The sequence below is a fragment of the Maritimibacter dapengensis genome, assembly GCF_019218265.1.
Lineage (GTDB): Bacteria > Pseudomonadota > Alphaproteobacteria > Rhodobacterales > Rhodobacteraceae > Maritimibacter > Maritimibacter dapengensis.
In genome coordinates this window covers 12,498-30,780 of the sequence record NZ_JAHUZE010000008.1, presented here as the reverse complement: position 1 = coordinate 30,780, position 18,283 = coordinate 12,498, and the positions used below count along the sequence as shown (strand labels likewise).

The 18,283-nt window shown below is 60.5% G+C and carries 15 protein-coding genes; 11 read left to right on the top strand and 4 right to left on the bottom strand.

The window, feature by feature from the left end; genetic code table 11:
* Nucleotides 1–34: 34 nt before the first annotated feature.
* The 3 genes from KJP28_RS19350 (at nucleotide 35) to KJP28_RS19340 (ending at nucleotide 6,686) form a co-directional block, all read left to right on the top strand.
* A complete protein-coding gene (locus KJP28_RS19350; RefSeq protein WP_093455095.1) occupies nucleotides 35–4,432 on the top strand; it encodes a strawberry notch-like NTP hydrolase domain-containing protein in 4,398 nt (1,465 codons plus the stop codon).
* Nucleotides 4,429–5,475, top strand: coding sequence for a DUF7146 domain-containing protein (locus tag KJP28_RS19345; RefSeq protein ID WP_093455094.1), 1,047 nt, complete (start codon nucleotides 4,429–4,431; stop codon nucleotides 5,473–5,475). The genes KJP28_RS19350 and KJP28_RS19345 overlap by 4 nt, the downstream gene beginning before the upstream one ends.
* Before the next feature lie 299 nt (nucleotides 5,476–5,774).
* Complete coding sequence (locus tag KJP28_RS19340) at nucleotides 5,775–6,686, top strand: DUF2493 domain-containing protein (RefSeq protein ID WP_093455093.1); 912 nt, start codon at nucleotides 5,775–5,777, stop codon at nucleotides 6,684–6,686.
* Nucleotides 6,687–6,807: 121 nt separating this feature from the next.
* Here the strand turns inward: KJP28_RS19340 and KJP28_RS19335 are convergent, their stop codons facing one another.
* Nucleotides 6,808–7,143: a hypothetical protein gene (locus KJP28_RS19335; RefSeq protein WP_234994833.1), complete on the bottom strand. Its 336-nt coding sequence runs from the start codon at nucleotides 7,141–7,143 to the stop codon at nucleotides 6,808–6,810.
* 599 nt (nucleotides 7,144–7,742) lie between these two features.
* On the opposite strand from KJP28_RS19335, the gene KJP28_RS19330 reads away from it, so the two are divergent.
* The 4 genes from KJP28_RS19330 (at nucleotide 7,743) to repC (ending at nucleotide 12,332) form a co-directional block, all read left to right on the top strand.
* Nucleotides 7,743–8,081, top strand: coding sequence for a DUF736 domain-containing protein (locus KJP28_RS19330; RefSeq protein WP_103911892.1), 339 nt, complete (start codon nucleotides 7,743–7,745; stop codon nucleotides 8,079–8,081).
* A 496-nt stretch (nucleotides 8,082–8,577) separates the two neighbouring features.
* Nucleotides 8,578–9,789, top strand: coding sequence for a plasmid partitioning protein RepA (repA, locus tag KJP28_RS19325; RefSeq protein WP_093455149.1), 1,212 nt, complete (start codon nucleotides 8,578–8,580; stop codon nucleotides 9,787–9,789).
* Nucleotides 9,790–9,892: 103 nt separating this feature from the next.
* Nucleotides 9,893–10,888, top strand: a complete 996-nt coding sequence (gene repB, locus KJP28_RS19320) for a plasmid partitioning protein RepB (RefSeq protein WP_093455150.1) — start codon at nucleotides 9,893–9,895, stop codon at nucleotides 10,886–10,888.
* Between the two features lie 160 nt (nucleotides 10,889–11,048).
* On the top strand, nucleotides 11,049–12,332 hold the full coding sequence (repC, locus tag KJP28_RS19315; protein ID WP_093455151.1) for a plasmid replication protein RepC: 1,284 nt from the start codon (nucleotides 11,049–11,051) through the stop codon (nucleotides 12,330–12,332).
* Nucleotides 12,333–12,344: 12 nt separating this feature from the next.
* On the opposite strand, the gene KJP28_RS19310 is transcribed toward repC, so the two are convergent.
* On the bottom strand, nucleotides 12,345–13,454 hold the full coding sequence (locus tag KJP28_RS19310) for a tyrosine-type recombinase/integrase (protein ID WP_093455152.1): 1,110 nt from the start codon (nucleotides 13,452–13,454) through the stop codon (nucleotides 12,345–12,347).
* Between the two features lie 113 nt (nucleotides 13,455–13,567).
* Between KJP28_RS19310 and KJP28_RS19305 the strand changes: the two genes are divergently transcribed.
* From KJP28_RS19305 to KJP28_RS19295, 3 genes are read left to right on the top strand one after another with little or no spacing between them, the layout of a single operon-like run.
* Nucleotides 13,568–14,521 (top strand): DUF1403 family protein, encoded by a 954-nt coding sequence (locus KJP28_RS19305; protein ID WP_204114541.1) that lies wholly within the window; start codon nucleotides 13,568–13,570, stop codon nucleotides 14,519–14,521.
* Entirely contained in the window at nucleotides 14,518–15,123 is a 606-nt protein-coding gene (gene scpB / locus KJP28_RS19300; RefSeq protein WP_204114542.1) for an SMC-Scp complex subunit ScpB, read from the top strand. Before KJP28_RS19305 ends, scpB begins: the two co-directional genes overlap by 4 nt.
* The gene (locus KJP28_RS19295) at nucleotides 15,120–16,061 is read left to right on the top strand and encodes a DUF2971 domain-containing protein (RefSeq protein WP_204114543.1); all 942 of its coding nucleotides are present in this window, start codon (nucleotides 15,120–15,122) and stop codon (nucleotides 16,059–16,061) included. The genes scpB and KJP28_RS19295 overlap by 4 nt, the downstream gene beginning before the upstream one ends.
* A gap of 31 nt (nucleotides 16,062–16,092) precedes the next feature.
* Here the strand turns inward: KJP28_RS19295 and KJP28_RS19290 are convergent, their stop codons facing one another.
* Together KJP28_RS19290 and KJP28_RS20145 are read right to left on the bottom strand one after the other, a co-directional pair.
* Nucleotides 16,093–16,656: an ImmA/IrrE family metallo-endopeptidase gene (locus KJP28_RS19290; RefSeq protein ID WP_204114544.1), complete on the bottom strand. Its 564-nt coding sequence runs from the start codon at nucleotides 16,654–16,656 to the stop codon at nucleotides 16,093–16,095.
* Complete coding sequence (locus KJP28_RS20145) at nucleotides 16,656–17,012, bottom strand: helix-turn-helix domain-containing protein (RefSeq protein ID WP_133357971.1); 357 nt, start codon at nucleotides 17,010–17,012, stop codon at nucleotides 16,656–16,658. The genes KJP28_RS19290 and KJP28_RS20145 overlap by 1 nt, the downstream gene beginning before the upstream one ends.
* A 1,018-nt stretch (nucleotides 17,013–18,030) precedes the next feature.
* On the opposite strand from KJP28_RS20145, the gene KJP28_RS19280 reads away from it, so the two are divergent.
* Complete coding sequence (locus KJP28_RS19280; RefSeq protein WP_142494279.1) at nucleotides 18,031–18,246, top strand: hypothetical protein; 216 nt, start codon at nucleotides 18,031–18,033, stop codon at nucleotides 18,244–18,246.
* Nucleotides 18,247–18,283 lie beyond the last annotated feature (37 nt).

Below are 18,283 nucleotides of genomic sequence, written 5' to 3'. Positions count from 1 at the left end.
GCCTGGGGCCAACCCTCAACTCCGGAGATTGCCGATGAACGCTCACCCCCATTCCGTCCCGCTTGCATGTCTTTCAGAGGCCCCTGCCCTGCCCGAGGCTGCAGGCGTTGCTCAAAACCTGATGCAGGCTGCAAATGCCCTCGTCCCTTTGTTCGAGGCTGGCAAACCCATTGACGCCGCCGCTGTTCGCGCCGTGATGGAGGAGGCCTTCGGTGCCAGCGACACGAGCGGCGCCTGGGTTTGGAAGGACGCCTACGAGGCCGTCGAGGTTGCGCAAATCCTGATGCTCGCGCGCTATGGCGCGCTGATGCAGCGCCAGGCGGCCTCGCCGCAGGCCTTCCTCACCATGATCGAGCGGCTGGCCAGTCTGGCGCCCTCGCACACACGGCGTTCTGAAGATAGCGTCCGCCTGCAACAATTTTCGACCCCCCTGCCCCTTGCGGCGATTGTCGCGCAGGCGGCGGGGTTTCGCGAGGGCGACCTGGTGCTCGAGCCATCCGCTGGCACCGGCATGCTGGCGATCTTCGCCCGGACTGCAGGCGCGCGGCTTGTTCTCAATGAGCTTGCGGAAACGCGCCGTGCCTTGCTGGAACAATTGTTTCCGGATGCTGTTGTCTCGGATCACGATGCCGCCTCGATCGACGACCGTCTCGACCGCGCAATCACGCCCTCGGTCATCGTGATGAACCCGCCGTTTTCGGCTGCGAACCATGTCGAAGGTCGGTTTCGGCAGGCGACCAGTCAGCATGTTCTGTCCGCGCTGGCACGTCTTGCTCCGGGTGGGCGGCTTGTCATCATCACGGGCGAGAGCTTTCGGCCCTCCACCAAGAGTTTCCAGCCGACGTTTCAACGCATAGGCCAGAGCGCAGACGTGGTGTTTTCCGCCGCGATCGACGGCAAGGTCTTCGCGCGGCATGGGACCACGATCGACACGCGGCTGACGGTAATCGACAAGCGCGCGGCGGGCGAACGCGAGACCGCACCTGTCGAAATCGAGGCCGTCTATCATCCCATCTGCGCAACCACGGGCGATCTTCTCTCCGCAGTGCTCACCCATTGTCCCGCGCGCCGCAACCCCCCGCCCTGCCCTACCAGCGCGGCATTGTCTGTGCCGAACCGCCAGTCCCGCACCAACCTGTACGCTCTGCGTAACGCCGCCCGCAAGGAAACCCGCGCCCGCGCCGAGGAGCGCGCCCGGCATCCCTTTGATGATGTCGTGACGGCCCCGCTCGACTACCTGCCGAAAGCCTGGAGCGTACCGGGCGTCGCGCTGCAGGACACGGTTTACGAGACCTATAATCTTCAGGCGATGCGGATCGGCGGCGCAGCGGAGCACCCGACAGCACTTGTCCAATCCGCAGCCATGGCGTCTGTCCCGCCGCCCGTGCCGACCTATCGCCCAGTCTTGCCGAAGTCCCTTGTCGCTGACGGCCTCCTCTCCGCTCCGCAGCTCGAAAGCGTGATCTACGCGGGCAATGCACACGAGGCGCACCTGAAAGGCTGGTTCAAGCGCGGGGAGATCGAGGGTCAGCTTATGGCCGCGGCGGAGGGTGACGAAGGTGCCTTCCGTCTGCGCAAGGGCTGGTTCCTGGGCGATGGCACCGGCTGCGGCAAGGGGCGGCAGGTGGCGGGCATCATTCTCGACAACTGGCTCAAAGGGCGCCGCCGGGCCGTTTGGGTCTCGAAGAGCGACAAGCTCATCGAAGATGCGCGGCGCGACTGGATGGCCCTCGGGGGGCGTGAAAGCGATATCGTGCCGCTCTCGAAATTCCGCCAAGGGAGCGACATCCGCCTGCCCGAAGGCATCCTCTTCGTCACCTACGCCACGCTGCGCTCCGCCGAGCGGGAAGGCAAAGCCTCCCGTCTCGACCAGGTGACGTCCTGGCTCGGCGCAGGGTTCGACGGGGTCATCGCTTTTGATGAAAGCCACGCCATGGCCAATGCTGCTGGCGAAAAGTCCGACCGCGGCGACAAGAAGGCCTCACAGCAGGGCCTCGCTGGCCTCGCACTGCAAAACGCTGTGCCTGATGCACGCGTCCTCTATGTCTCGGCCACCGGGGCCACGGTCGTCGGCAATCTCGCCTATGCCTCCCGCCTCGGGCTCTGGGGCACTGGCGATTTCCCCTTCGTGACACGTGCAGAGTTTGTCGCCGCGATGGAGGCCGGGGGTATTGCCGCCATGGAGATGATCTCGCGCGACCTGAAGGCGCTCGGGCTATATCTGGCACGCTCGCTCTCCTACGCCGGGGTCGAATACGAGATGCTGGTGCACGACCTGACGCCCCCTCAGATCGCGATCTACGACAGCTATGCCGATGCCTACCAGATCATCCACACCAATCTTGAGGCCGCGCTTCAGGCGTCTGGCATCTCCTCCGAGACCGGCACGCTGAACGCCCAGGCAAAATCCGCCGCGCGTTCGGCCTTCGAGAGCAACAAACAGCGCTTCTTCAACCATCTCATCACCGCCATGAAATGCCCCTCGCTTATCCGCGCGATCGAGGCGGATCTGGCGGCGGGGCATTCTGCAGTGATTCAGGTCGTCTCGACCAGCGAAGCGGTGATGGAACGCCGTCTCGAGGAGATTCCGGCCTCGGACTGGGACGATCTGCAGGTCGATTTTACACCGCGTGAAAACATCATGGACTACCTGATGCACAGCTTCCCGACGCAGCTTTTCGAGCCCTACACCGACGAGAACGGCGATCTGCGGTCGCGCCCCGCCCTCGATGCTGACGGCAATCCCATCATCTGCCGCGAAGCGGAGCGGCGGCGGGACGATCTGATCGAGCACTTGGGTGCCCTCGCCCCGGTGCAGGGCGCGCTCGACCAGATCCTCTGGCATTTTGGCGGCGATGCGGTGGCCGAGGTCACGGGGCGCAAGCGGCGCATCGTGAAAACGCGCGAAGGGCGGCTCAAGGTCGAGAACCGCCCCGCCTCCTCCAACCTCGGCGAGACTCAGGCCTTTATGGATGACGCCAAACGCATCCTGATCTTCTCAGATGCAGGTGGCACCGGGCGCAGCTATCACGCCGACCTTGGGGCAAAGAACCAGCGCCTCCGGGTGCATTACCTGCTCGAGCCCGGTTGGAAGGCCGACAATGCCATCCAGGGGCTCGGGCGCACCAATCGCACCAATCAGGTGCAGCCGCCGCTGTTCCGGCCGGTGGCCACCAATGTGAAAGGCGAGAAGCGGTTCCTCTCCACCATCGCGCGCCGCCTCGACACGCTCGGGGCGATCACCAAGGGGCAACGCGAGACCGGCGGTCAGAACATGTTTCGCGCCGAGGACAACCTCGAAAGCCCTTACGCACGCGCGGCGCGGCGCCAGTTCTTCTACAAGCTGCGCGCGGGCAAGATTGACGCCTGCTCCTACGCCAAATTCCAGGAGATGACCGGGCTGACGCTCGATGACGCGGACGGCACGATGAAGGAAACCCTGCCGCCGATCCAGCAGTTCCTGAACCGCTGCCTTGCTCTGAGGATTGACGTGCAAGACGCAATTTTCGAGGCCTTCGGCGGGTTCCTCTCGGCGATCATCGAAGACGCGCGGCAGGCGGGCACGCTGGATGTCGGCCTCGAGACCCTGCGCGCGGAGAAGTTCGAGATCGTCGATCGCAAGGTCATCTTCGAGCATGAGGCGACGGGGGCGACGGCCACTGCGCTGACCGTGGAGCGCACAGACCGCAACGATCCTCTCGCCCTGCCCCGGGTCAAATCGATCTGCGCAAACACAGAGGGCGCGACGCTCTGCTGGAACACGACCTCCAAACGCGCGGCGCTGATGGTGAAGGCGCCCGCCTTCATGGACGAAGACGGTGTGCCGATCCTGCGGGTGAAACTGCTGCGGCCCATGGGAACCGAGATCCTCGCGGCCAGCGAATTTTCGACCTCGCATTGGGAGGAGATTGATGACTCGATGTTCGAACATCTCTGGCAGACCGAAGTCGCCGCCGTGCCGGAGTTCACCACCTCGAAGATCACGCTGATCTGCGGGCTGCTCCTGCCGATCTGGGATCGGCTGCCCGCTGACAACATGCGCATCTATCGCCTGCAGACCGAGGATGGGGAACGCGCCATCGGCCGTCTGGTCAGCCAGGATCAGCTTCTCAATGTCTACGCGCGCCTCGGTCTCGATTGTCAGATCGAGATGGCACCGCAGGAGGTGTTCGGCGCGGTGATGGACGCAAAGACGACCCTCAGCTTGCTCGGCGGTTACCAGTTGCGCCGGTCGCTCGTGATGGGGCAGCCGAGATGTGAGCTGATCGGCGCGTCCGGTGCGGCCCTGCCCGGTTTGAAGGCTTTGGGCTGCTTCACCGAGGTGATCCAGTGGAAGACGCGGGTGTTCATCCCGGTGGACGGCATTGACGTGCTGGCGCGCGTGCTCGGCGAGCATCCGGTTGGCGCAAACGCTGCGAATGCCGCCGCATGAACGCGCGGCGCAGCATCGCAGACCTCTCGGCCGATCTGGCAGATCGGGCCGAGAGCTTCTGCCGCCAGTATTTCCCCGAGGGGCGCAAGCAGGGCAACTATTGGCAGGTTGGCGATACCTCGGGGGCCAAAGGTCAAAGCCTCGCCATCCGGCTGCAAGCTCAAGGTGGGCGCAAGGCCGGATCCTGGGCCGACTTTGCGACGGGGCAATATGGCGATCTGATAGACCTGCTGCAGGAACGGCTTGGTTCGGTCACGCTCAAGGAAACGCTGAGGGAGGCGCAGTCCTTTCTCGGCGAGGCCCCCTGCGCTGCCGTACCTCGTGAAACCCGAAAGGCTGAGCGCCCGGATGCAGCCTCCAGCAAACGCATCGCGCGGGCGCGGAAGCTCTTTGCCGCAGGCAAGCCGGTCCTCGGCACTCTGGCGGCCACCTATTTGCAGGGGCGCGGGATCTCGCGCTTCGGTCCAGCGCTCCGCTATCACCCGCAGGTCTTCCTGCGCCACGGCGAGGACGGGCCTGATCCGCCGCACAGAGCCCCTGCCCTGCTGGCGAAGATCACGGACAATCGGGGCCAGATCACTGGCTGCGCGCGCACCTATCTCGACCCCTCCACCGGCGGTCTGGCCGCGATCGAGAACCCGAAGCGGATCCTTGGGCAGCTTCATGGCCATGCCATCCGCTTCTGGTCTGGCACCGGGCGCACTGATCTCATCGTCGGCGAAGGTCTCGAGAACACCCTTTCGGTTGGCACGGCTCTGCTTGAGTTCGACCTCGCGTCTTGTCTCACCGCCACCCATCTCGGCCTCTTCATCCCGCCGCCGGGGATCAAGCGTATCTGGATCGCGCGGGACAATGATGAAGCAGGACGCAATGCATCAAAGAGATTGCGTAACCAACTGGAATCGCGAGGAATTGCCTGTGGTGATCTCGTGCCGGCAATGGGCGATTTCAACGACGATCTGCGGGCACTTGGCAAGGATGCGCTGCGCCGGTCCCTTTTAGAGGCCATGAAAGCGCAAGGTCTGGAGATTGGGGGCGGATGACCGCCTGCCTACCCATTGATGTCCGACAGGGCAAAGGTTCCGCCGGTTCGATCTGATCCCGTTTGGACAAGGGGAGCGATGGACCAGCGGGTCGGGGCTGAGTGCCCCTCGCCCGGGCAGCAATGCGCCCGCTACCCGGAAAATTCCCCTCCCCTTTCAGGGCATTCCTCGCGGGACCAATTTTCCGGTCCGGGTCACATTCTCCGCTTCGCTCCGATCCTGACGGATGCGGCCCGGTCGCCGCCGGTCCTGACATCGCCCCATCCAAATCGGGTCAGATCAAACAGAGGAACCAGACAATGCCCCATCAGACAGACATCCAAGAGGAGACCGGCGTGACCTCCGCCATCCTCGACCACCTCGCACTTCACGGCGCAACACCGGGACCCGGCGAGACCGATCATCGCCCCCTGCCCCAACCCGACGAGGTCGAACTCGCCATGGCGACCCTCTTTGAGACCACCATCGGCCTCCTCACCGGCAGCCAGTTGGAGGACAATATTGAAGAGATGCTCTGGTCCCTCACCTCGATCTTCCATCGCCGGCTGACCCATATCCAGAAGCTTCTCGACGACAACGAATTCGAGGTCCGGGAAAGCCTCGCGATCCAGGACGGCTCTGAGGTCGCCTCGGTCGAGCTGGAACGCCTCCAGATGATCGGGCTGAAGCTCTGGGACCATCGCGACGCTTTCGAGCAGATGCGCGATCTGGCCGTGGACCATTTCTCGGCCGCCACCGGTTCGCCCTGGCTGCCCCGCACCGGATCCAAGGTCTCGCATCGGGGTCTGATCTCCGCCGTGGTGGACAGTCGGGCCTATCTCTCGGCCAAGCGCCGCAAGGAGACCGAGGTGCACTGCCCCGAAGGCACACGGATCGCTTTTTCGGGCGGCGACTATCAGGCCTACGACCTGATCTGGTCCGTCCTCGATGCCACCCTTGCGAAATACCCCGACATGGTGCTCTTGCACGGTGGCACGCCCAAAGGCGCCGAGATGATCGCGGCCCGCTGGGCAGATACCCGAGGTGTCACCCAGGTGGTCTTCAGGCCCGACTGGAAGAGCCACGGGAAGGCCGCCCCCTTCAAGCGCAATGACAAGATGCTGGAGACCATGCCCCAAGGGCTGATCGCCACCCCAGGTTCGGGTATCACAGAGAACATCGTCGACAAGGCCCGCAAGCTCGGGATCCGCATCAAGAGGATCGGGGCTTAGGCCCCGGTTCTACAATGACATCAGTCAGAGCGCCCAGTGCGGTTCGCACTTTGAGTTCGCGGAGGTGCGCAGTATTGCAGGATTTGGTCTGTCAGACTGCTGAGTGTGTGGATGAGTATTTCTAGTTTGTCGCTGTCGCGGGACTTCCAAAAGCCTCGTGACGCTCACGTCGTCCCGGGATCAGCGGGATGTTCGCCGAAAGGCGCCCCATTTCGGCCAGGAAACTGACCAATCCGACGATCGTCTTGAACTCGCGCAATTTGAAGACGCTGCGGCTCGTGACAAGCATCTTCGCGTCCTGGCCGTCCTTCGTCACCGCGTGCACGATCCACGCGCCATACCAACTGTTATGGCGCTTCTCGGCAGTCTGGTTGCAGATCACCTCGATGAGGTAGCCATCTGAGAGCAGATCGCGCAGGCCATCCTCGGTGACCACATTCTGTGTTGCGCCGTCCAACTGCTTATCCTCTTCACTCATCCCGACACGTGTCGGGATTGGAGCGGGCTCGGGCGTTTGCCTGATCTTCCGAGTCGCACACGTCGTTTGCTCAGTTTTGCGCTGCCATACGGGACATCTTCGAAGTTCGCAACGCGGCCGGGATTGAAGCTGTCGGGAAAAGATGTGCGCGTCCTCGCCTGGGCATTTCAACTTCTCCAGCCTGTGAGATCACTTTCTGCTCTAGGCCATTGGTAACTCGACCGAGGACCTCAAGACGGGCCGGTGTTGCGTTGCGACGGGTCGTGGTATGTATCGAAAGATCAGGTGTGACTGTGAAAGGATCGTTTCGGCGTTCTTAGTTGTCGGCAGTTCACCCACCTTCCTTCGCGGCCACCGCACTTCTCCCAATGTCTGAGTTGCATGACATGCTGGTCGCAGCTGTCGTCCCGTCCACAAAGGTTGTCGCCGATCTTTTTCCCCTGACCCTGCGGGTCTTTCCTCGCGCAGCAAAAAGACCGGCGCCTGCCCCTCTCCAGCTCACGCTTCGCCTTCGGTGTGGCCGGGCCTTGGCCAGCTGCAAAGTGACCATCATTGCAACGCAAACAAGGAGAAGAGCAATGACCACGAACTGCATCAAATTCACCAGCGCCGACATCGAAACCGCCAAGGGCGTCGGCTCCATCTCGACCCTGACCTTCGACCTCGACATCACGGTCGAACCCGTCGCGAGCGCGAACCCGATGGCCCCCACGCACCGCGTCCTCGGCCGTTCCCCGCGCGGCAAGCTGGTCGAGTGCGGCGGTATCTGGAAAAAGCAGAGCAAGGAGACCGGCGCCGACTACTACACGCTGACCATCCGCGACCACGGCTTCAACGCCAACCTCGGCAAGGCCGCGAACCAGGACGATCTGTCCCTGCAGGCCGTCATCCCCTGGGGCCCCAAAGACGCCGCGTGACGCAAAGAATCGGCCGGGGCAACCCAGCCGATTTCCCCCCGCGTCCCTTCGCATTGACATGCATTGCCTGCATGTTGGCGCGCACTGGTTGGTGTGCTTGGTGGAAGCAACTGAAAGCTGATCGGGCATAAGGGAGATGATGACGCAATCCGTTTCGGAGAAGACTTTTCCGTCGTCCCCCACGCACTTTAAGGCTTAGTACCTCTTGCATTTTGACAGCCGTGCAATGGAGGAAAAATAAATAATAACATAAGGTTGCGGTCGTGGTCATGTGACGCGCTAATTGGCTGGAAGTCAGAGCTTACGACAGGTCATCCCAAGATATTGGGTAGGAGCCATCCGTGATCACTACAGTTTGTCGAGGCATCTAGGCCCGCTGGCAGATTGGGTGGGGTCGAGCCGCCGGGCGAAAATCATTGTTAAGACTCATTTTTCCGTGTAGATGACACTTTAATGAGCGAAATCGCTGAAAAAGCGATATTTAGAGGGCAGTCAGATGCGACAACGGTCTTTTGAGGCTGATACGAAGGATCAACCCTTCGACGAGATCATCCTTCAGCAGGGAGAGCTGATTTCTGACCGTCTCAACATGTTGCGACAGGAACAGTATCCTCCAGACGCCCAGAAAGGTCTACGTCAGTTCTCTCTGGCAGAGGTTGCCTACTATCTCGGCGTGACCCAATCGACGATCAAGAAGCTTCACCTCGAGGGCAAAGGCCCCGAGCCCGAAACGTCGTCTTCCGGCAGGCGCAGCTACTCGGCTGAGCAAATGCTGGAATTGAGAGCCTATCTGGACAAGCATGGCCGTCCCGGAAGGCGCCGTTATGTCCCCTATCGACAGCCTGGCGAAGAACTGCACGTTGTTTCTGTCGTAAACTTCAAAGGGGGCAGCGGAAAGACCACTACCGCAGCTCATCTCGCTCAGCATTTAGCGCTGAAGGGCCATCGTGTTCTTGCGATCGACTTGGATCCTCAAGCCTCACTAACAGCTTTGCACGGTATCCAGCCTGAGCTCGACAACGTGCCCTCGCTTTATGAGACGCTCCGGTATGACGATGAGCGCAAGCCCATCTCTGAAGTAATCCGGCCGACAAACTTCCCAAACCTAGACATCGTTCCGGCAAGCCTCGAACTTCAGGAGTACGAATACGATACGCCGGTTGCTTTGACGAGCAGCGATCCCCATGAGGGCCGCACCTTCTTCACTCGGATATCCAAGGCGCTCAGTGAAGTTGATGACCGCTATGACGTGGTCGTAATCGATTGCCCTCCTCAGCTGGGCTACCTCACGCTCACTGCTCTGACGGCTTCTTCCTCGGTAATTGTGACGGTCCATCCTCAGATGCTGGACGTCATGTCGATGAGCCAGTTTCTTTTGATGCTGGGCGGGATCATGAAGACGATCCGTGACGCCGGAGCAAACATGCGCCTGAAGTGGTTCCGCTACCTCGTAACGCGGTTTGAGCCAACAGATGGTCCTCAAAAGCAGATGGTCGGGTTCCTCCAGGCGATGTTTCCAAACCAGATGCTTTCGGCTCCTGTACTGAAATCGACGGCGATCTCCGACGCTGGGATCACCAAACAGACGCTTTACGAAGTTGAGCGCTCTCAGTTCGTTCGAACCACTTATGACCGTGCAGTGACCTCCCTGAACGACGTCAACGACGAAATCGCCGAATTGATCCACAAGGCTTGGGGGCGAGAATGACTGTGGTTTTGACAGCCGTGCAGAGCGCCAATTTTGACAGCCGTGCAACTGTCGAAATGCAGACTGCGCGCCGGTTGGATTCTAACGAAGTGGAGATGACTTGATGGCTCGCAAAGACCTCCTGAAGAGCGTCATGGCTGGTTCGCCGGAGCAGCCCAAGGATTCCGGGCGCTCCGGATACGCAATGCGCGGAGCTTCGAAGTCGATGAAGGTTTCGATTGATAGCCTTGCGGAGAACTCGAAGCGTCTCCTTGAAGGCGAAACAATAGTCGAGATTGATCCGCAATTGATCGATGTGTCATTCGTTTCGGATCGGCTTAGTGATGACGATGTTGCTTTCAACGAACTGAAAGCATCGATCGCGGCCGGTCGCCAGGACACACCGGTTTTACTTCGACCGCATCCAGAAGCAGATGGTCGTTACATGATCGTCTTCGGGCATCGCCGTGTGCGAGTTGCATCGGCGCTCGGCCGTAAGGTTCGCGCAGTTGTAAAGCCGATGGACGACGTGGCCCACATTCTTGCTCAAGGGCAGGAGAACACTGCGCGCGCAGATCTCTCATTTATTGAGAAGGCCCTATTTGCGAAGAGCCTTTTGGATATGGGGCAAGCAAAGGACGTGATCCAGTCCGCCCTGACCATTGACGGTACTTTGCTTTCGCGCATGCTGTCAGTGGCGCAGAACGTCCCGCGGCACGTCATCGAACAGATTGGCCCAGCCAAGCAGATCGGGCGCGATCGTTGGGAGGATTTCAAGAAGTTGGCCTCGGAGCCCAAGAATGAGAAGATCCTCAAAGGAGCTTTGGAGTTCGACGGTTTTCAGGGTCTCGACAGCGATGCACGCTTCGAGTTCCTGCACAGCAAGCTAGCAGAAGCGGGCAGGGCGCCGAAAAGCCGAAAAGCGCGTGCCGCGCCCAAGAAACGTACTTGGACCGCCGGCAAAGGCCGCATCAAAGGCGTCATCGGCCGATCCGGAAAGGCATTCAGCATTTCACTCACGGCGCAAGACTCGACCGAGTTCGGGGATTTTCTCTCGGGCCGGCTTGATCAGCTGTACAGTGAATTCCTCGCGACGAAAGAGGAGCAGTCAGAACAATGATCTAGGCAAAAGAAAAGCCCCCAAGCAGCGTGGCCTGAGAGCTAATCTGAAAAGTTTGGTCGCTTAGAAGATATCTCTCCCGCGAATCACTGTCAACAAGAACGCCACTTCGGCGAACGGCTTTCTTTTGCCTCCACATAACTGGAGGTGAGAAACAGGCATGAAACATACAGGTTGGCGCAAGCCGACACCGGGTCTTGGCATTGCAGAGCAGCTTGCCCAAGCCGGTGAACAGTTAGCTGTACCCAAGACGCGGGCCTTCGTGGCCGTAAAGCGGGTCGGTGCATACATTGGCCTCAAGGCCGGAGACATGATGCTCCTCGACACGCTCGGGGCCTTTACTCAGGCCCAGGACTGGGAGGAGGGGCAGCGCCCGATCGTCTGGGCATCAAACGCCTATCTGATGGAGCAGACGGGCTTCTCGCTCTCGGCTCTCAAACGCCATGCGCGACGGCTGGCCGAGATCGGCGTGATCTCCTTCCAGGACAGCCCGAACGGCAAGCGGTGGGGGCGCAGGGACGCCGATGGGCGCATTATCGAGGCCTACGGCTTCGATCTGTCGCCGCTGTCGGCCCGTGTCGAGGAGTTCGAGGAGTTGCATGCCGATTTACAGGCCGAACGTGAGCTCTGTCAGCGCCTGAAGCGCCAGATCACGGTGGCACGACGGATGATCAGGGCGCGGATCGAGGCTGCCGTCAGCAACGCGCTGCGCGGGCCCTGGGCGCAGTTCACGGGGCTCTTCGAAGAGCTTTTGGACCGGCTTCCGCGCCGCCACGAAGCTTCCGAACAGCTTGTCCGGCTCTTGACCTGGTTCAAAGAGCTTCAGGAGCGTGTCGAGGCAGCTTACCTTAAGGCAACTGAGGCTGTCCAACCTGTGGAAAACACGCCTGCAACCAAGGCACAAGTCTTCGAAAAGACTCAAAAAATGAACCCCAGGGAGGTCATTTCTGACCCCCATATACTAATTACAACCCAACTAAATCCTGTAACCTGTAATCGCTCAGAAACTGAGCAAGCGGCGGGCGTGGTGCCAAATGCGCCACCGGAAGAGCAGGTTGATAGGGAGTTGGAAGAGTGGGTTGCTGAGACCCGCAAAAAACGTGGAGCAGCGCTTGATTTGCCGACTGTGATGCAGGCTTGTCCCGAATTCGCGTCCTGGGCGCGCAATATGGGCGGGTATCTCAAAGATTGGGGCGATCTGCACCGGGTTGCTGGCCAGTTGAGGCCAATGATTGGCGTCTCGGAGCATGCCTGGAACCTCGCGCAGGTTCGTCTTGGGCCTCAAATTGCAACCGCCGCGCTGGTTCTGACCTTCGATAAGCATTGCGCCGGCGAAGTCGCGTCTCCGGGCGGCTATCTCCGTGGTATTGTCCAGAAGGCCGGGGCAGGGGAGTTGCACCTCGAGCGTAGCTTCTACGGTAGGCTCAGCGGGCAGGCGGCGTAATGGGGCAGCGGATCAAAGCCCCGCGGCCTTGGTCAGGTTCACCCGGAATCTGTCGCGACGGCGTTGATACCGGCGGGTCATCTCGGCCGATGCGTGTCCGAGCTGCTTCTGGACATAGCGTTCGTCGACTTCCGCGCTGCTGGCGAGACCGGCGCGCAAGGAATGGCCTGAAAACAGCGCTAAGCGGTCTTTTTCCGGCAGCTCGGCGCGAATGCCGGATTTCAGGACGGTGGATTTGATGAGGCGGGCGACATGCTTGTCGTTGAGGCGTTTTTCCAAGGCCTTCTTTCCGTCGCGGGATGTGCGGACGAAGACCGGTCCGAAGTCGATCTTCGCGAAATGCAGCCATTGTTCCAGCGCATGAACGGGGCAGGTTTGGTTCGAAGAACCGCGGCCAATCTCCACCTCGCGCCAACCGGCTTTGGCATTCAGAGTCAGCACAGCACCGTCACCGAGGATCTCGATCCAACCGCCTGAATCATGCGTATCGTCTTTACCGACATCGAGGCTGATGATTTCAGAACGGCGCAACCCGCCAGCATATCCCAAGAGCAGGATGGCTCGGTCACGCAGGCCGCGCAGGTCGTAGGGCAGGGTGGCCACCATTGCGAGGATGTCTTCCGGCAGGATCGCTTCTTTCTGTACCGGTGGCCGCGCATGTTTGCGCTTGATGCCGGCCAGGACGGTGGCGATGTGGCGATCCTTGCGGTCCAGCGCGAACCCACGTTGCGCGTAGTTCCAGGCAAGCCCAGAAAGGCGGCGATCTAAGGTGCTCACCGAGAGGGCAGGGGACCCATTGGTCGGCGCGGCCAGGTCCGTCAGATAGAGACCAATCATCTCTGGAGACGGGGGTAGGGGCTCCGCGCCTTTCAATCTGCACCAACGCGCAAAGTGCTTCCAGTCGGCGGCGTAGGCCTTGTTGGTGTTTTCGGCGGTCGAGGCCTTGGCGTAATCACGTGCGTTCTCGGCCAGTCGATCCAGCGTACCTGAGCCGGCCACATGGGAGGGCAGGGTCAGAGCCTCGCTGGATGTCGGGTCTCTCGCGTCGTCTTCGTTGATGGAAGACCCGATTGGTGCGTCTGAGATCGATTTCTCATTCATTTTTGACATGTCGCTGAGCATATCTTTTGAGGTCCGATAATGCAAACTTATTGGACGTAATTGCGCGCGACATAGCGGGGCGGTTTGCGCATCATATTGTGGACGAAAGCGCCGCGAGAGACTAGTGTTGTGGCATGACATATCAGCCCGCCACCATCTCTGACGACCTGAACACCCTACCGCAGCTGCCGGGCTGGGTCACCTCCAGGCGTGCCGAAACCCTTGAAACTGTGGCCTTTCGGTCGGGGGCGGCGCTGACGGTGCTCGATCAGCTGATCAGTGATCCCAGGCATGGTGTGCCCGTGAAACTGCTCGCCAACCGGCTGGCACTGAGTGCGGCGACGGTCACCTCGAAACTGGAAGGGCGGCTGGCGAGGGAGGCGGACATCCGCGATGCCTATCACCTAGCACCGCCAGGCGAGGCGCGGGGCCCGGATGGCGATCTGCTGGCCTTCTGGCGCGAGGCCGTGCGGCTTCGGGTGAGCGGGACTGGTGAGATCGTCGACCTAGTTGGTCTGGACTTCGCGGGCGAGGTGGGTGCATGGCTTGACGTGGGATTGGAACGCGCACGGACCCATGGTCCGTTGTCGGGTTGCGTCGCAACTCTGCGCGCCGTGCTCGAGGTCGACGACCGGGCTGAACGGACCGCCTGCCTTCTGTCGGATTTGGTACTGGCGCGGGCGCTAAACCGGAGAACCCTGCTGCCGGTGTTAGCGCAGCGGATGACAAAGGCGGCGCTGCGAGACCTAGTTGCAGAAGGGCAGGGGGCCGATCTGGCAGTCGAGGTGCGAATCCTCGAGGCTATCGAAGAGTCGATCCGGTTGGCGCGGGACCTTGCCCGTCGTGCGTACACGCTTCGCACCGTTGCGCCGAAGCTGCGGGCGAAAGGGTCAGATGCAGCGGTTGACCTGTTCCTGACCGAGGATGCCGTGGCCCCGGCGTCGGTGCTGTCTCCAAGAATTCGCGGGACCTCGATTCCGATGACCGATCGCGCCGCGCGGCGGTTTTGCGACCGGCTGGTCGAGCTGGGCGTGGCCCGGGAATTGACCGGACGGCCGAGTTTCCGACTCTACGGGATCGCATCATGACGACAGCGACCAGGAAACGGAAACCGGCGGATGAGGGCGGCGCTGCCTTTGACCGGGAGCTGGACGACTTGCCGCCGGAGTTGCGCTGGCGCGAATGGATGGGGCGGATCGAGGCGGTTCTGTTCGCAAGTGCGTCGCCGGTCGGGCGCGAGGATCTGGCGCGCGTGGTGGGGCAGGGGGCCTCGGTCGAGTTGTTGATCGAGGATATTCAGGCCGAGTTGGGAGGCCGCCCCTATGAACTCACGCAGGTAGCCGGTGGCTGGATGTTCCGGACGCGACCGCAGTTCGCCGAGGCGATCAAGGCGGCGGCCGATCTCGGCGAGCAGTCGCTGGCCTTCACCGAGATGGAAATGGGGGTGCTCTGCGCCATCGCCTATCACCAGCCGATCGACCGGGCGGGCCTGGCGGATATCTTCGGCAAGGAGGTGAGCCGCGATCTGCTGGCCCGGCTGCGCTACAAGGATCTGATTACGAGCGGACCCAGGTCGCCGCGTCCCGGAGCGCCGCATACCTTCGTGACGACCGAAACGTTTCTGGTGACGTTCGACCTGCAGAGTTTACGGGACCTGCCGGAGCTCGAACTAGGAGGTGAAAGTAGTTGAAAACCCCCCGTCGACTCTACAAGTATCGGGCGTTTTCGGACAGAACGCTCAGCGGCTTGGTCGAAGACCAACTCTATTTCGCTGACCCCAGTACCTTCAACGATCCTTTGGACACGAAGCCAAGCATCGAGATCGATTTGGCTGAAGATCAGTTGGAAACCATGCTGATCAAACTGATCGAGCATCGCGTGCACGGCGAGTTGAGTGCGGCAGCTTCGACGATACGATACAGGGGGCCGAAGACACGTGATCACATCTTAAAGCTTAGCCGGCGTCAGGCGGAGCAGATCATTTCTAATATCCGGTACAACGCGACAGATCCCGATCTGCGATTGGAGAACCCGGTTGCCTTCCTTCTCGGTCAAGCCATCCAGCAAGAACTGCTCCGTCGATACGATGGTGGCATCGTGTCCCTTGCCGAACGCAATAATTGTCCATTGATGTGGAGCCACTACGGCGATCAGCACCGAGGCCTCGCCATAGGGTACTCGCTGCCCGAACAAGCCGCCAACAAGGTCTTCAAGATCAAGTACGGTGGCAGCAGTATGGTCGCGGCCAGTATGGTTCTCGCGATGTTAGATGGTGATCGCGGCGCCCGCCAGGTCGTCGACGACGCTGTGCTTCTGAAGAAAGCTCAGGACTGGCGCTACGAGAAAGAATGGCGGCTTATCGGTCGACGTGGTGCACAGGACTCTCCGATCGAATTGGAGGAGGTTGTCTTCGGGATGAGGTGCCCGCTGGCAGTCAAATATGCTGTCGTTAGGGCGTTGGAAGATCGGCCCACGACGGTGAAATTTTACGAGATCCGCCGAAAACCTGACACCTTCCTACTGAACCGATATGCGCTCGATGTCGATGAGATGTTGGCTACCCTGCCCAGGCGATCCCTATCCTTATACGAGGCATTTGAAAGCCTCGATCGAGACAGCTCGAGCTAGGCGGAGGTTTATGCGAGGACGTGATAAGACGTCAACGCCAGCCTGCCGCTTTAGCACGCTTAAACGCGCCAGATATGTTCAACCGCATACGCATTAACTCCTTACTCACACCATACTGCGCTGCCGCCATTTCAATCGAAAGGCGTTGTCTCGCAATCGCGTGGGCGGAGGGACCTGGAACCAACAGGGTTGGTCCCAGCCAATGCGCCTCCTCTTCATCTCGGGCATTGAACATGCGTACACCAGTTTCATCACTCAAAGGCAGCGGGACGTGATGAAGGAGTCCGTGTGCCAGTTCGTGAGCAAGATCCGCCGTTTGACGTGGCTTCTCGTGGCCATCGTTCAAGATCACAAGCCGTGCAGTACCCTTGTGAATGGTGACTGCAGAAAATCCCTTTGCGCCTGTGCATTGCCGAAGGCGTGCGACGTCGAGTGGGTGCTCTTTCTGGAATGACGAAAGATCAACAACGATGTGCTCAAGGTGTTTTGCGAGGCTCCATGGGCACAGTTTTCCGGTTTCAGGGATGCCGAGTTCGCGTCGAACATCCTGAGCGTACCATTCCGCATCGGTCTTGAAGCCCCGCCTTAGTGCCATCAGTGCGTCCTCAGGCCCTCATATGCGGATTGAATGATGCGCTCGAGAGCGTCTGCCTGTTCTTTTCCTAAGTTTGGGTCTGCGCGGAACAACATCAGTGCTTTGGTCAACGACGAGGGCTCGCCATTCTGACTGCTGTCGTGCGCGCGCATGAAATCGTCGGCGCTCAGTTTCGCCCATGAGCACAGAGATGCTAGGCTGTCTACATCCGGTCTCTTCCCTTGCGAGATCCGCGTGAGCGATGAAGCGCTCACCCCCGACTGTTCTGCAACCTTTCTCCAGGTGAGCTTCCGTTCCTCCCGTACCGCGTCCAACGCGGCGTAGAAGCCGTTCCCGTCGAATTGCACACTAGGCATGGTGTTCGACTCTTGCAATTTTCATTTTGGCCCCGTATGTGTTGTTTCAGGATTTCATTATAGCAACGCTGTTGCGAATCCGTAAAGCACAGACACTGCGGCAAATGGGGCGGTTCAATATGAGGAAGAGCATCGAGGACGACCTGAAGGCCATCGGCTTGGGCCTCGACGCTGGCATCCTGCCGACCGTGTTCAATCGGGGGGTCATTCGGCCCGACAGCTCCTCGGTTGTCTTGAAACCTTCGGGCCAGGAGATAGCTGATGCACGGCACCAATCGACACGATCCGCAACCCGACCGTGGGAACGGACCGCCGGAGGGCAAGGGACGACCGGACAATCCCGGGCGCCCGATTCCGGAGCACCGTTCGTCCAGCCAGGACTACGGTCTCGCTATGCGGAAGGCATAGGGGAATGCCGGGACGCGTACCCGGGTCTGCTCGCGTTTCCTCAAGAAAGGCAGATGTGGCTCTTCGCTGAGAGCGATCTGATCGAAGGCCTAGGTAGAAGAGCCGCATTTGCCATTCAACTTCCCTATACCACCAGAAGGCCGGTTCAAGCCTGGGGCTTTTGGACCACTGCTGTCAGTAAAACATGGATCGGGCCGAGGCATACGAATTTTCCCGATGGCTCGATTTGCGCATTCGAGCCGCGAGACAAGACATGGCTTCCCGGCGGTTCGGTGACCGGACTGCTCGACCTATATAGCCTCTGGGCCGTGCGGCATCTCTACCTCGAGAAATACGGAAAATGGCCCGGCCGGCAATCTGTGCCGATTGCAGCTGAGAGACTGCTCGAACTCGGCGACGATGAGTTTTGCGGATGTGAACATCCATTCGGGAAATACGCCCAGTGCTGTCGGTCATCTGACCAGAAGAACACCTCCGGTTCTGAGCTACTGGATTTTGCAATGAAGACCCGCAGGCCTCCAGCGGAGGTTCTTCGGTTTGTTTGGAACCCAACCAGCCCTCCGCCTCGGAGGGACCCAATAACACGCCAGACTTGAGAAGGAGAATTCAGATGGCAGGCAAAGGCAACGGCGGGAGCTATCGCGGCGCGAAATCGGGGCGGTACGTGACAAAGGCTTATGGGAAGTCACATCCGCGCACGACGGTAAAAGAAGCGCCTGGCAAGAGTGGTTCTACCGGTGGCAGCTATCGGAGCGCAATTTCCGGGCGCTTCGTGACGGCAAAGCATGGCAAGGCGAACCCGGGTACGACCGTTCGAGAAAAGTGAGTTTGCCTCTCGCCCAGAGAACGTGTTAGTCAGGCTT

Coding starts and splice junctions, on each gene's coding strand:
- KJP28_RS19350 (WP_093455095.1), top strand. CDS start 35: ATGAACGCTCACCCCCATTCCGTCCCGCTTGCATGTCTTTCAGAGGCC.
- KJP28_RS19345 (WP_093455094.1), top strand. CDS start 4,429: ATGAACGCGCGGCGCAGCATCGCAGACCTCTCGGCCGATCTGGCAGAT.
- KJP28_RS19340 (WP_093455093.1), top strand. CDS start 5,775: ATGCCCCATCAGACAGACATCCAAGAGGAGACCGGCGTGACCTCCGCC.
- KJP28_RS19330 (WP_103911892.1), top strand. CDS start 7,743: ATGACCACGAACTGCATCAAATTCACCAGCGCCGACATCGAAACCGCC.
- repA (WP_093455149.1), top strand. CDS start 8,578: ATGCGACAACGGTCTTTTGAGGCTGATACGAAGGATCAACCCTTCGAC.
- repB (WP_093455150.1), top strand. CDS start 9,893: ATGGCTCGCAAAGACCTCCTGAAGAGCGTCATGGCTGGTTCGCCGGAG.
- repC (WP_093455151.1), top strand. CDS start 11,049: ATGAAACATACAGGTTGGCGCAAGCCGACACCGGGTCTTGGCATTGCA.
- KJP28_RS19310 (WP_093455152.1), bottom strand. CDS start 13,454: ATGCTCAGCGACATGTCAAAAATGAATGAGAAATCGATCTCAGACGCA.
- KJP28_RS19305 (WP_204114541.1), top strand. CDS start 13,568: ATGACATATCAGCCCGCCACCATCTCTGACGACCTGAACACCCTACCG.
- scpB (WP_204114542.1), top strand. CDS start 14,518: ATGACGACAGCGACCAGGAAACGGAAACCGGCGGATGAGGGCGGCGCT.
- KJP28_RS19290 (WP_204114544.1), bottom strand. CDS start 16,656: ATGGCACTAAGGCGGGGCTTCAAGACCGATGCGGAATGGTACGCTCAG.
- KJP28_RS20145 (WP_133357971.1), bottom strand. CDS start 17,012: ATGCCTAGTGTGCAATTCGACGGGAACGGCTTCTACGCCGCGTTGGAC.
- KJP28_RS19280 (WP_142494279.1), top strand. CDS start 18,031: ATGGCAGGCAAAGGCAACGGCGGGAGCTATCGCGGCGCGAAATCGGGG.